This window comes from Clostridioides sp. ES-S-0005-03 (genome assembly GCF_020658455.1).
In the GTDB taxonomy this organism is placed as follows: domain Bacteria; phylum Bacillota; class Clostridia; order Peptostreptococcales; family Peptostreptococcaceae; genus Clostridioides.
Window position 1 is genome coordinate 811,989 of sequence record NZ_JACVWI010000001.1, and the last position, 14,333, is coordinate 826,321.

Genomic DNA, 14,333 nt, shown 5'->3' on the forward strand with positions numbered 1-14,333 from the left:
CTTTTGACAATAAAAAAACACAGAATTTAATTATTTAATCTAGAAAAAGTATTGAACAAATGAATTATTTAGTGTACAATAATCATGTAAAAACATAGTAATGGAGGGAGACATTTCATAATGAAAATTAAGGTAGGAATGAACGGATTTGGAAGAATAGGAAGAGCTGTGTTGAGAATAGCTCAAGAAGAATTAGGAGATAATATAGAAATTGTAGCCATAAATGCAAGAGCAACAACAGAGTCTTTGGCACATTTATTTACATATGATTCATGTTACGGAACTTTTAGAGGTGAGGTAGAAGCAAAGGATGAAGATACACTAATAGTAAACTCTAAAGAAATAAAAATACTGAGATACAATGACCCGGAAGAATTACCATGGAAAGAGTTAGGGGTTGATATAGTTATAGAATCAACAGGATTATTTACACAAAGAGAAAAGGCAGAAAAACACATTAAAGCAGGTGCAAAAAAAGTAATAATAACAGCTCCAGGAAAAAATGAAGATATAACTATAGTTGTTGGAGTTAATGAAGAACAATATGATAATGAAAAGCATAATATAATCTCAAATGCATCTTGTACTACAAATTGCCTAGCACCATTTGCTAAAGTATTGGACGAAAAATTTGGTATAGTAAAAGGTTTAATGACTACTGTACATTCATATACTAACGATCAAAGAATATTAGATAAGAGCCACAAAGACCTGAGAAGAGCGAGAGCAGCGGCTGAATCTATAATACCTACCACTACAGGAGCAGCAAAAGCTGTGTCAAGAGTATTACCACAATTAGAAGGAAAATTAAATGGTTTTTCACTTAGAGTGCCAACACCAACAGTTTCACTTGTTGATTTAGTATGTGAACTTAAAGAAAACGTTACAGTTGAGCAAGTGAATTCTGTATTAAAAGAAGCTGCTGAAGGAGAATTAAAGGGTGTTTTAGGATACTGTGACAAACCACTTGTTTCTATAGATTATAGAGGTGATTCAAGATCATCTATCATAGATGCTCTGTCCACAATGGTTATAGAGGATAATATGGTCAAAGTAGTTTCATGGTATGACAATGAATGGGGATATTCCTCAAGAACTGTTGATTTAGTAAAATATATAGCTGAAAAATTAAAATAATACATAACTAAAAAAAAATTTTTGAAAAAAATTTATAAAAATAGAAAAAAAGATTATGAAAAATATTGAAGGAAAAAATTTTTCATAATCTTTTTTGATTAATATAAAAGTTATAAGTTACAACTTGTTATTAGATATTAGGTCGTTAGAGGAGGTTATATCTATTTAGTAAGAAATTGTATCATTTTATATATGAAAGATAATATGTCGAAAACTTGCAGAAATCTGAAAAATTTTTATTATTGGAATACTGGTTTTCATTTTATTTATGATAAAAAAATGACAAATAAAGTTGCAAAGAGTAATATTTATAAGTATAATTAAAAAAGAGAAAAGGTTTTGTTAAGCTTTACAACAAAAGAAAAGAAGGGATGATTCAAAATGGAGAAGTTAACAGACAGGAGACAGGTTAAGGCAGTAAGCATGGAGACATTCGTTTTCATAATATTACTAATAGTTGGATTTGGCTATGTTGGTAGTATTATGGGCGCAGGAATGATGTTTAAAGTAATAATGAGTACAGCACATGCTTTACTATTAGAGACAGTTTTCTTAATTATGGCTATGGCAGTTCTTGCAGGCGCATTAAGCGCACTACTTTCAGAGTTTGGAGTAATAGCATTAATTAATAAAATTTTCGCTATATTTATGAAGCCTTTATACGGATTACCTGGTGCTAGTATAGCAGGGGCTATAACAACTTATTTATCAGATAATCCAGCTATTATACCTTTTGCTAAAGATAAAACATTCACACAGTATTTTAAACAATATCAAGTTCCAGCACTATGTAATTTAGGAACAGCTTTTGGTATGGGACTTATCTTAACAACGTTTATGATATCTCAAGGTACAGAATATGTATTGCCAGCATTGATTGGTAACTTAGGTGCAGTAATAGGTAGTGTTGTAAGTGTTAGAATAATGTTGACATTTACTAAGAAGTTCTATAACTATAATCCAGAAGAAGATAAAGCAGCAGGAACATTAGAGAAAAAAGCTGAATTTAGAGAAATAAGAGAAGGAAATGTGTTCCAAAGAGGCCTAGATGCTATTCTTGAAGGTGGTAAGATGGGTGTAGATATGGGAATGGCTATAATCCCTGGTGTCCTAGTAGTATGTACATTAGTTATGCTATTAACTTTTGGACCATCTACAGACCCTGCTACAGGTCAAGAGGTTTATACAGGAGCTGCATATGAAGGAATAAAATTACTTCCAGTTCTTGGGGATAAGCTTGGATTTATATTAGAGCCATTATTTGGATTTACATCACCAGAAGCAATAGCATTCCCTATAACTTCATTAGGAGCTGTTGGAGCAGCAATGTCTTTAGTTCCAGAATTTATAAAATCAGGAGCTATAACTCCTAATGATATAGCAGTATTTACAGCAATGGGTATGTGTTGGAGTGGATATTTAAGTACACATATTGGTATGATGGATGCATTAAATGCTAGACAATTAGCTGGAAAAGCAATTCTTTCTCATACAATAGGTGGTTTATGTGCAGGAGCAGCAGCTCACTTTATATTTATGCTCGTATCATAAATATGATAAATAGAAGTAATTAAAATAAAAATAATATACAAAAAAATGGTTGTCTATATGCAATAAGGAATTGTGTACTGACAACCATTTTTTTTGAATGAAGATATTTTATAATATACGAACATTAAATTGGTATTAGAGTTAAGTTATATTTATGTAAAAAGTAACAAAAATCTGTAGAAATTTATGACAAAATTTAGTACACTAACTATATGTTCTTATTTAAAATTTAAAGGTATTATTAGAAATTACCTAGTAGAGTAAGCTTGATTAATAAAAGAATCATAAAATAAAAATATTAATCATAAAAATTATAAAATAACTTACTTAAAATAAAGCCATAGAACTTACAAAAATTAAAAAAGCATATAAGTATGGAGGGGTACAATGGATGAATTATTTCATATAGGAATTGATGTAGGTTCTACAACAGTAAAGGTTGTGGTACTTAATAATAACAATATAGTTCATAAAGAATATAAAAGACATTATTCTGATGTGAAGAAATCAGTTAAAGAAGTACTAAATGGAATATACGAAAAATTGGGAGATATAAATGCAACCATTATAATAACTGGTTCAGGAGGAATTGGAATCTCAAAAAAACTTGGGGTAAAATTTGTCCAAGAAGTTATATCTAGTACAAAATCAATAGAATATTTCCATCCGGAAACTGATGTTGTTATAGAACTTGGAGGAGAAGATGCAAAAATAACCTATTTAAGTGGAGGAATAGATCAAAGAATGAATGGTATATGTGCAGGTGGCACTGGAGCATTCATAGACCAAATGGCTTCCCTTTTAAAGACAGATGCTAGTGGTTTAAATGAATTAGCTAAAGGCTACAATGTTATTTACCCAATAGCCTCAAGATGTGGTGTTTTTGCTAAAACAGATATTCAACCTCTTATAAATGATGGAGCTAAGCAGACTGATATAGCAATGAGTATTTTTAATGCAGTTGTCGTACAAACAGTGAGTGTTCTTTCTTGTGGAAGAAAAATAGAAGGCAATGTTGCATTTTTAGGTGGACCATTGTATTTTTTATCTGAACTTAGAGAAGCTTTTAAAAGAGTACTAAATTTAAAAGATGAAAATGTAATTTTCCCAGAAGATGCACAGCTTTATATTGCTATTGGAGCAGGATTATTATCAGTAGATGAAGATAGTATAAAACTTAAATCTCTAATAGAAAAACTAGACAATATAAAAAATATTGAAGATGGAGAAGTAAATTTATTAGAACCTTTATTCAAAGATAAAAACGAGTATGAAGAATTTTTAAGAAGACATGAAAAAGAAAAAATAGATTATGTAGATATAAATTCAATTAAGAAAAATTGTTATCTAGGAATTGATGCAGGTTCTACTACTACTAAGGCTGCGCTTATTGATGAAGATGGGAATCTAGTATATTCTTACTATAATAGTAATGAAGGGAATCCACTAAAAACAACAATCAAGGTCATAAATGAAATATATGATATATTACCAAAAGACGTTAAAATCTTAAGTTCAACTGTAACTGGATATGGAGAGGGACTTATTAAAAAAGCATTAAAAATAGATAATGGAGAAATAGAGACTATAGCACATTATAAAGCTGCTAAATTTTTTAATAAAGATGTAGACTTTATACTTGATATTGGTGGTCAAGATATGAAGTGTTTAAAAATAAAAGAGGGTGTAATTGATAATATAATATTAAATGAAGCTTGTTCATCAGGTTGTGGTTCATTTTTAGAGACATTTGCAAGTTCTTTATCTATGACAATCGAAGAATTTGCACATGAAGGTATCTATTCTCAAAGCCCTGTCGATTTAGGTTCAAGATGTACTGTGTTTATGAATTCGAGAGTAAAACAATCTCAAAAAGAAGGGGCAAGTGTTGGAGATATATCAGCAGGCTTATCTTATTCTGTAATAAAGAATGCTTTATTTAAAGTAATAAAAATCAGAGATTTAAATGAGATTGGAAATAATATTGTTGTACAAGGTGGAACATTTTACAATGATTTAGTACTTAGAAGTTTTGAAAGGTTAATTGGCAAAAATGTAATTAGACCTAATATTTCTGGAATTATGGGTGCTTTTGGTTCAGCTCTTATAGCTAGAGAGAAGTATGAAAGTGGATATCAAACATCTTTATTATCTAAAGAAGAATTGAATAGTATAAAATTAGAATCAAGTGTAATTAGATGTAAAGGATGCTCAAATCATTGTCTTCTTACAATAAACAAATTTTCTGATAATGAAATTTTTATTTCAGGAAACAGATGTGAGAAGGGAGAAGCTATTTATGGCGATAAAAAGATAGGTTTAGAAAAGAAAAACCCCATAAATCTATTTAAGTATAAATATGATAGGATTTTTAAATACAAACCATTAGAAAAAGATAAAGCAAAAAAAGGAGAGATAGGAATACCAAGAGTATTAAATATGTATGAAGATTATCCATTTTGGTTTACATTTTTCAATGATATGGGATTTAGAGTTGTACTTTCAGATAGGTCATCAAAACAATTATATGAAACTGGTATAACTAGCATTGCTTCTGAAACAGTGTGTTATCCTGGGAAATTAGTTCATGGTCATATAGAAAATTTAATTTCAAAAGGAATAAAGAATATATTTTATCCTAGTGTAACCAATGAAAATAAAGAAGATTTAAGTGCAGATAATTATTATAATTGTCCCGTTGTAATATCCTATTCTGAAGTAATAAAAAATAATGTGGAAAATATAAGAAACAAAAATATAAATTACATAAATCCATTTATAAGTCTAAATGATAAGGAAAAGTTGAAAAAGAGACTTCATGAGGAATTATCAAGACGTTTTAATGGTATAAATATAACTAAGGAAGAAATTAATCATGCAGTTGATAAAGCGACTGATGAACAAAATTCATTTAAGATGGAGATGCAAGCAGCAGGTGAAAGAGCACTTAAGGAGATAAAAGAGAGAAACTTAAAGGGAATTGTATTATGTGGTAGACCATATCATATAGATCCAGAAATAAATCATGGAATGCCAGAGCTTATAAATTCTTTAGACATGGCAGTACTTACTGAAGATTCTATATGTCACTTAGCAAATATGCAAAGACCACTTAGAGTTGTAGACCAATGGGTCTATCATTCAAGATTATACAAAGCAGCTAGTTTTGTAAGAGATAAAAATTATTTAGAATTGGTTCAACTTAATTCATTTGGGTGTGGTTTGGATGCAGTAACTACAGACCAAGTTCAAGAAATACTTAATGAAAAATCTAAAATATATACTATTATAAAAATTGATGAAGGTAATAATTTGGGAGCTGCAAAGATAAGAATGAGGTCTTTAAAAGCAGCTATGTTTGAGAGAGAAAGTAAAAATATAGATGTAAAAAATATGAAAGTAGATAGAATACAGTATGCAAAGAATAATCAAATAACGAACAAACATACTATATTAGCACCACAAATGTCACCTATACATTTTCAATTCCTTGAAGAAGCTGTAAATCTGAGTGGATATAAGATAGAAATTTTAAAAGATACAGATAGTAGTGTTATTGAGGAAGGTTTGAGGTATGTAAATAATGATGCTTGTTATCCAGCTATAATAGTAGTAGGTCAATTAATAACAGCATTAAAGTCTGGAAAATATGATTTAAATAATACATCTGTTGCAATAACTCAAACTGGTGGCGGTTGTAGAGCTACAAATTATATTGGATTTTTAAGAAAAGCTATGTATGATGCAGGGTTTAAAGATGTTCCAGTTATTGCACTTAGTGTAAATGGAATAGAAGATAGTGGGATAATGGATAATGTATCTCTAAAATTAATCAATAGACTTTTTATGTCTGTTGTATATGGAGATTTATTGATGAAAGTACTCTATAGAGTGAGACCATATGAGAAAGTTATTGGAAGTACAAATACTCTATATGAAAAATGGGTTGATATATGTAAAAAATCTCTAGTCAAAGCTAAAATTTCTGTATTTACTAAAAACATAAAAGAGATAGTAAATGAGTTTGATAACCTAGAGATATTAGATATTAAAAAACCTAAAGTAGGTTTAGTTGGAGAAATATTAGTTAAATTTCATCCAATTGCAAACAATAATCTAGTGAATATATTAGAGCGAGAAGGTGCTGAAGCAGTTGTACCAGACCTTACAAATTTCTTTTTAAGTTGTGCGTTTAATACTATTTATAAACACACTCATTTAGAAGGAAGTAGAAAAAGTAGAATGATAGGAGAAGCCTTTATATACATAACAAGTATATACCAAAGAGTATATAAAAAAGCACTTGATAAAAGTAAAAGATTTTACGCTCCAGGAAATATAAAAACAGTTGCGAAAAATACAGAACCAGTAGTATCATTAGGAAATCAAACTGGAGAAGGATGGCTTTTAACAGGTGAGATGGTTGAATTGTTGAATGAAGGTGTGGAAAATATCATTTGTATGCAACCTTTTGGATGTTTACCTAATCATATAATTGGTAAAGGTTCTATAAAAGAATTAAAAAGATTATATAGGAATGCAAATATAATTCCTATTGATTATGACCCTTCTGCAAGCGAGGTGAATCAGCTTAACAGGATAAAACTTATGCTTTCTAAAGCTTTTAAAAATATAGAAGATTAATGTTTCACATATTGAAAATTTATAGCTATCTAAATAAATTTCTATTGTATAACAATTATAAAAAGAGTTACTCTATTTTTTAGGGTAACTCTTTATTACTTGAAAAATTATATGTATACTAATATAAAAGGGGGGACGTTATATGAATTTAGTATATGATGTTTATGAGTCTAAAATAGGAAATTTGTACATATTGAGTGAAGATGGTTTTGTAGTTAGTTTAGATATAGGAGATGAAAAATTTAATAATTTAAAAGAAGAATATATTAAAAAAGGAATAGATATAAAAAGAAGTGAAGAAGATTTAAAAGAGGCAATAAATCAGATAGATGATTATTTTAATGGAAAAAGAAAAACATTTGATTTGAAAATACGTGTTGATGGTACTGAATTTCAAAAGTCTGTCTATGAAGAAATGTTAAAAATACCTTATGGAAAAACACTCTCATACTCAGAAATAGCAAAAAATATAAATAATCCAAAGTCTGTTAGAGCAATTGGACAAGCAAGTAAAAGCAACAAAATTCCAATAATAATACCTTGTCACAGAGTTGTTGGTAAAAATAATATTGGTGGATATATGGGGAATCATTCTGACTTAAAAAAAATACTATTAGATTTAGAAGAAAATAGTTAAATTGGTTAAAAGTGATTTTTTTGTTAATATTTGATATAATTATGTTAGAAGAGATTTTTAATTTACATTGATAAGGGGGAGTTTTAATGTGCAATAAAGTTATAGCATCAAAATACCATGAAAAAGGGTTTAATTGTGCAGAGTCAGTTATAAAAGCATATAATGAAGAGTTTAATACAGATATACCAGTTTGTTTAGGTAGTGGATTAGGTTCAGGTTGTGGAGTTGCTAGTTTATGTGGTGCAGTAAATGCCTCAAATATAATAATTGGATATGTAAGAGGTAGAAACCATGAGGGTGAAAGTACTAAAGCTAAAGCATATGCTAAAGATTTGACAACAACAGTAAGAAATGAGTATGGTTCAGAGTTATGTATAGACTTAAAGAAAGATTTAGTTGCTTGTAGAGAGATAATGGATTTTGCATATGATACTTTAAAAGAAACTTTAAAAAAGGAACTATAATAAATATAAGTTATATAATATATTTATTAAGTCTATTTATTATATAACTTATTAGTTACAAATAAAACGCAATGAACTTTAAAAGAATATTAGATTTTTATATTATGAAGACGCTCAAAAAGGAGCGTCTTTTTGCTAGTATAATTTAGAAAAAAATTATATTACTTATTAACAGAATTTAAATGACAATTGAGTATTAACATGCATTGATGTAAATCAGCTTGATTAACAGATAATATTTATATAGGTATCGCAATTATTTCTATTTATTTTTTGTTATGTTATACTCAGCTTAAATAAATATTTGTTACAAAGGAGATGAAAATATTGGAAAATATTGATTTACTTATTAAAGAATTATGTTCAAAAAATCATACTGAAGCATATAAAACTTTTTTATTTCTAGAAAATGAAAGTAAAAAATCAAACATTACATACTGTTTTTTTGATTATTTTCTAGAAATGATTAATAATGAAAGTTCATATATTCGTACAAGAGGATTGTTGTTAATAGTTGCAAATGCTAAGTGGGATACTGATAATAAAATTGAAATGAATATAGATAGTATACTAAGTCACATTGTGGATAAAAAGCCTTCTGTATCGAGAAATTTTATTCAGTCATTACCTAATATCATAAAGTATAAGAAACAACTTATTCATCGTATAAGAGCGGAATTAAGTAATGCAGATATAAATATTTATAATGATAATATGAAGTCATTAGTAGAAAAGGACATAAGAAATACATTATCTAACCTTGAGTAATGATATATTATCCAAATTTTACGGGTTGCCATCATTATTAGTGATTAATTTTTTTTGACAATAGCAAGAAATGTGAAAATAGCTAAGACAGAATTAGGTACAATCATACTAGAAGGTTACTAATTTTTACAGATAAGCCAATTATGGAAATTTCACTATTTGCTGGATATGAAACACAACAATCATTTACAATTGGATTTAAGGCTATGTTTAAATGTAGCCCACAATCATTTAGAAAAAAAGGAGATTTTCATCCTGTACAATTAAAGTTTACTGTTGATGGAAAAGAAACTTTGAGAGGTGATAGAATAATGGAAGTTAAAATGGTTGAAAATGACAAAATTCTTTTAGTAGGCTATAAAGGAAATACACGACTAGGTTTTTCTGTTATAGGTGAATGTGCAAAATATAGTTTTTACCTTTAAAGCAAAGAGAGAAGATAGCTTACAACCTGTTGTAGATTATGCTTATAAAGAATGGTTACCTCAGTCAACATGCCAGTTAAATGAAAATGCTAAATATGATTTTGCGAGATATGGAGAATTAGTTGATAAGGATGGTAAAAGTTTGATTGAATTTTGGGTTCCAATTTTATGAGTGCCATAATATTTTGAATATATAGACTAAATAAACGTAGTAAAAATCGTTGTAATGAGTAAAAGCTTTATATGTTAAAAGAAAATATACATAATCTAATGGTAGTTTTGAAATAACAAATTAAAGCTGCCATTTTTATTTTGAAAAATCATTTAATGAAATAGATTCAGTTTATTAAATATATTATTTATAAGATTATAATAATATATTGTTAAAGAAAATATTTAATAAATTAAATGTTTTCTTTGACAATGTACATATATGAATGATAATATCTAAATGAATAAAAGCTATGGTAATAAAATGATTTCTTAAAATCTATTTTAGGTATTATTAATAAATAAAAAATTATAAAATACATAATGTCTCTAACAAACGATGATACTAGAATGATACTGTTTTTATAAGAAATTATAAAATACATAATTAATAAAAATAATATATTGAATTATATAATAGATTGGGTTTTACTAAATAAAAAAGAAATGAAATCCCCATGTTATTATACAAAAGCAAAGGTGGGAATAAAAATGAAAGAAATTGATGATTCTATAACATCAGAATATTTAAGCTATGGTATCAATGAAGATATTAGTATCTATGAAGGTAGATTTTGTATATATTTAGATAAGAAATATAGATGTAATGGAAAAATTTATTATAAAATGACACCTCCAATATCCATAAGTTTTAAAGCAGATATAGGTTGCATTGAAGATATAGAAAATGAAGATGAGAACTTAGTTTTGGACTATGATAATGCTATTCTTGAAGTCTATGGTTATAAGATTATTTCTATAACAATAAACACTCTAAGTGATTTTGTGATAGAAGGATATATCAATGATGATTGTATAAAATCTAAAAACTCTTATGTTGAACATGTAGATTTTAATATAATAAACTTAGATAAAATACCTGGAAAACTTATAAAATACAATGATAAGGTATATGCAGGTAGAATTGAATTTGATATAAATGATTATGTTGTTACTATAGATAAACGGTATGATTATAGAAAAGAATTGAAGTCAGATTTAAAGTCTAAATCTGGTGCAATAATAACTCATGTAGGTAGGATTAGAAGAAAAGATGGTAAAATTTTTAGAACTAATAATACAATAAATCTTTTAGATAGAATATCAACAGCCTTGAGTTTTATGTGTGGCAGATATGTTGGATTTTGTTTGGCAAAAGGATATAGAAATGGGAATGAAGTTTATAGAATTTGGAATGAGAATCAAATAACACCTTTTAGATATGTACCAACATGGTCAGATACGCTGTCGAACTATCATAATATAGAAAAATATATAAGTCTCATGTGTAAAAAATTAGAAGATTTTTATTATGGCTCCGCGATAAAGAGTGTCGTTGATTGGTATATAGAGTCTCTTGGAAGTGTGACTATGGAAAATAATATAATATCTGTACAGATTGCACTTGAAACTTTGTCATATGTAGTGCTGGTAGAGCAAAATAAGGTGCTTACAGATGAAACTTTTGACCATAATTTGGCATCTAAAAATATCAGACTTCTACTTGATATATGTAAGATACCATATGGTAAATATGAGTTAGACATATTTGATAGCATGATAAAAAAGAAGTTTGATGATGGAATAGATTTAGTTATTTATTTAAGAAATAGTATAGTTCATCCAAGTAGAAAAGCTCATAGAGCTACATTAGAAGTTGAAGACATTTGGAATATCATTTCAATAGGAACAAGATATATTGAGCTTGTTTTGCTTTTTATTTTGGGATATAAAGGAGAGTATTCTAATAGATTGGTAGAACGATGCTATGGTGAGGTAGAAGTTGTACCTTGGAATTAGATTTTTATATTTATTTTAAAATATATATTGACAGATATTGCCTTATGATATAAAATCAATATCATAAATAAGAATTCAAAACAACATTAAATGCGATGAAAAGAAATAGTAAAAGTGGGTAATCTTAAACAGAGAGTTTCCGATTGGTGAGAGGAGCAATAGATTTTACTTTGAACACATCTTTGAGCAGGACTCTGAAAGAGTAAAAATACTTTACTAGGAGTTTCCCGGTATCCTTGCATCCGTTATAGTGCTAGAGTATAATTATTATTGTACTTAAAGAGGTTAGTGTCGTGAGGCATTAATGAACAGAGGTGGAACCACGAGATTTAACTCCCGTCCTCTAGCAATAGCTAGAGACGGGAGTTTTTTAATATAATTTTTTAAGCGCGCAGAGAATTATATTGCAATAGATACATTTTTTCTGAAATAATCAAAATATTTAAAATTTAAAAATTTAAAAGACGAGGGAGAATATTATGAAAAATATATTAAAAAAATTAGGATTATTTACAATTATGTTAGGTTTAGTAAGTGGAATGGCAGGTTGCTCAAAATCAGATAATGAAAAGGATAAAGATGCTTCAAATGCATCAAAAAAAGAGGTAATTGTAGGATTTGATAATACATTTGTACCAATGGGATTTTTAGATGAAAAAGGAGAAACAGTGGGATTTGATGTTGATTTAGCAAAAGAGACATTTAAGAGACTTGGAATGGAAGTTAAATTTCAACCAATAGATTGGTCAATGAAAGAAACAGAGTTAAATGATTCAAAAACTGTAGATGTATTATGGAATGGATATTCTATAACAGATGAGAGAAAGAAAATAGTATCATATACAGAACCTTATTTACAAAATAAACAAATAATAGTTACTTTAAGTGATTCAAAAGTAAATACAAAAGCTGATTTAAAAGATAAAGAAGTTGGAACTCAACAAGGTTCAACAGCTCTTGATGCAGTAGAAAAAGATAAAGATTTTATGAATAGCTTAAAGGGTGGAGCACCAGTTCTTTATGATACTTACGATAAAGCACTTAGAGACTTAGAGATAGGTAGAACTAGCGCAGTTGTTGGTGATGAAGTTTTAATTAGATACTATATGGGACAAAAAGGTGAAGATAAATATAAAGTATTAAAAGAAGATTTTGGATTAGAAGATTATGTTGTAGCAACATCTAAGGAAAATCCAGAACTTTGTAAAAAAATAAATGAAACATTAAAAGAAATGAAAAAAGATGGAGCTTTTGACAAAATTTATGATAAGTGGTTTAAATAAGAGATAAGTTAGCTGTTAAGAAGGGGGCACTAAAGGCATGTTACAAGGTTTAGAAATAGTTATAGCAATGTTTTGTATAACATTAATAGTATCAATTCCATTGGGGATTGGAGTTGCATTTTTAAGATTATCAAAAAATAAATTAATAAGTGGTATTACACAATGTTATATATTAATAATGAGAGGAACACCTTTACTTTTACAAATGATAGTCATATTCTATGGTTTACCTCTTATAGGAATTGTATTTGACAGGTTTACAGCTGGAATAGTAGCTTTCTTCTTAAATTATGCAGCATACTTTGCAGAAATATTTAGAGGTGGAATACAATCAATAGATAGAGGTCAATATGAAGCTTCAAAAGTACTAGGGTTTGACAAATTTACGATGTACAAGAGAATAATATTTCCACAAGTTTTTAAAAGAATACTAGCACCTATTTCAAATGAAGTAATTACATTAGTAAAAGATACATCTTTAGTATATATATTAGGATTAAATGATATTTTAAGAATATCTCAAATAGCAATGAATAGAGAAGCAAGTTTGTTACCACTATTTGAGGCAGGAGCAATATATCTTATATTTGTAGCTATACTTACTAAGGGATTTGAATTACTTGAAAAAAAATATTCTTATTACAGATAAAGCTACAATAATTATAGGAGGAGGTTTTTTATATGTTGAAAATCAGGAATTTAAATAAATCATTTAAAAAAAATAAAGTGCTTAAAGATATTTCTTTTGAACTAGAAGAAGGTCAGATTGGAGTTTTGCTTGGTAAATCTGGTGCAGGGAAGACCACAATATTAAGATGTATAAATGGTCTTGAAGAATTTGATAGTGGAGAAATTATAATAGATAATGAAATAATAAAAAGTAAGAAAGACATGGCAAAAATACGTGGTAAAATAGGTATGGTTTTTCAAAACTTTAATCTATTTCCTCATATGACTGTCCTTGAAAATATAATTGAATCTCCAGTTAATGTTTTTAAAGTCCCTAGAGAGGAAGCTGAAAATAGAGCTAAAGAACTTTTGAGACTAGTTGATTTGGAAGAAAAATTGAATTCATATCCATTTGAGTTGTCAGGAGGACAGCAACAAAGAGTTGCAATAGCTAGGTCTTGTGCATTAATGCCAAAAGTTCTTTGTTTTGATGAGCCTACTTCTGCACTTGATATTGATACTATTCAAAAAGTAGTAAATATAATGAATAGGCTTAAAGATAAAGGCATGACTATACTGATAATTACACATGATGTTGTATTTTCAAATAGTGTTGCTGATAAGATTATAAGTATAAAAGATGGTATAGTTGAGGATATTCAAATAAAATAAAAAATTGTTTAAATTTTTAAAAACGAAATTTATATTGAAATTTTATAAAAAAATAAGAATTGTTTGTCTGACT

12 protein-coding genes and 1 other annotated feature are annotated in these 14,333 nt (G+C 28.1%); all 12 genes read left to right on the top strand.

The window, feature by feature from the left end:
- Nucleotides 1–120: 120 nt before the first annotated feature.
- The 12 genes from gap (at nt 121) to IC218_RS03935 (ending at nt 14,260) form a co-directional block, all read left to right on the top strand.
- The gene (gap, locus tag IC218_RS03880; protein ID WP_227435901.1) at nt 121–1,137 is read left to right on the top strand and encodes a type I glyceraldehyde-3-phosphate dehydrogenase; all 1,017 of its coding nucleotides are present in this window, start codon (nt 121–123) and stop codon (nt 1,135–1,137) included.
- Between the two features lie 381 nt (nt 1,138–1,518).
- Nucleotides 1,519–2,688 carry a hypothetical protein gene (locus tag IC218_RS03885; RefSeq protein ID WP_227483144.1) on the top strand — a complete coding sequence of 390 codons (1,170 nt, stop codon included), beginning with the start codon at nt 1,519–1,521 and terminating at the stop codon, nt 2,686–2,688.
- 387 nt (nt 2,689–3,075) lie between these two features.
- The gene (locus tag IC218_RS03890) at nt 3,076–7,332 is read left to right on the top strand and encodes a 2-hydroxyacyl-CoA dehydratase (RefSeq protein WP_227823852.1); all 4,257 of its coding nucleotides are present in this window, start codon (nt 3,076–3,078) and stop codon (nt 7,330–7,332) included.
- A gap of 142 nt (nt 7,333–7,474) precedes the next feature.
- Complete coding sequence (locus IC218_RS03895; RefSeq protein ID WP_227435913.1) at nt 7,475–7,969, top strand: methylated-DNA--[protein]-cysteine S-methyltransferase; 495 nt, start codon at nt 7,475–7,477, stop codon at nt 7,967–7,969.
- An 86-nt stretch (nt 7,970–8,055) separates the two neighbouring features.
- A complete protein-coding gene (locus IC218_RS03900) occupies nt 8,056–8,433 on the top strand; it encodes a C-GCAxxG-C-C family (seleno)protein (protein ID WP_227435923.1) in 378 nt (125 codons plus the stop codon).
- Nucleotides 8,434–8,760: 327 nt separating this feature from the next.
- On the top strand, nt 8,761–9,201 hold the full coding sequence (locus tag IC218_RS03905) for a SufBD protein (RefSeq protein WP_227435925.1): 441 nt from the start codon (nt 8,761–8,763) through the stop codon (nt 9,199–9,201).
- A 92-nt stretch (nt 9,202–9,293) separates the two neighbouring features.
- Complete coding sequence (locus IC218_RS03910; protein ID WP_227824259.1) at nt 9,294–9,626, top strand: helix-turn-helix domain-containing protein; 333 nt, start codon at nt 9,294–9,296, stop codon at nt 9,624–9,626.
- The gene (locus IC218_RS03915) at nt 9,601–9,798 is read left to right on the top strand and encodes a GyrI-like domain-containing protein (protein WP_227435928.1); all 198 of its coding nucleotides are present in this window, start codon (nt 9,601–9,603) and stop codon (nt 9,796–9,798) included. Before IC218_RS03910 ends, IC218_RS03915 begins: the two co-directional genes overlap by 26 nt.
- 530 nt (nt 9,799–10,328) lie before the next feature.
- Nucleotides 10,329–11,636 (top strand): hypothetical protein, encoded by a 1,308-nt coding sequence (locus IC218_RS03920; protein ID WP_227823853.1) that lies wholly within the window; start codon nt 10,329–10,331, stop codon nt 11,634–11,636.
- Between the two features lie 86 nt (nt 11,637–11,722).
- Nucleotides 11,723–11,983: a binding site (T-box leader), on the top strand.
- A 132-nt stretch (nt 11,984–12,115) separates the two neighbouring features.
- Nucleotides 12,116–12,919, top strand: a complete 804-nt coding sequence (locus IC218_RS03925) for an amino acid ABC transporter substrate-binding protein (protein ID WP_227435931.1) — start codon at nt 12,116–12,118, stop codon at nt 12,917–12,919.
- A 37-nt stretch (nt 12,920–12,956) separates the two neighbouring features.
- Nucleotides 12,957–13,568: an amino acid ABC transporter permease gene (locus IC218_RS03930; protein ID WP_227435933.1), complete on the top strand. Its 612-nt coding sequence runs from the start codon at nt 12,957–12,959 to the stop codon at nt 13,566–13,568.
- Nucleotides 13,569–13,600: 32 nt separating this feature from the next.
- Nucleotides 13,601–14,260, top strand: a complete 660-nt coding sequence (locus tag IC218_RS03935; RefSeq protein WP_227823854.1) for an amino acid ABC transporter ATP-binding protein — start codon at nt 13,601–13,603, stop codon at nt 14,258–14,260.
- Nucleotides 14,261–14,333 lie beyond the last annotated feature (73 nt).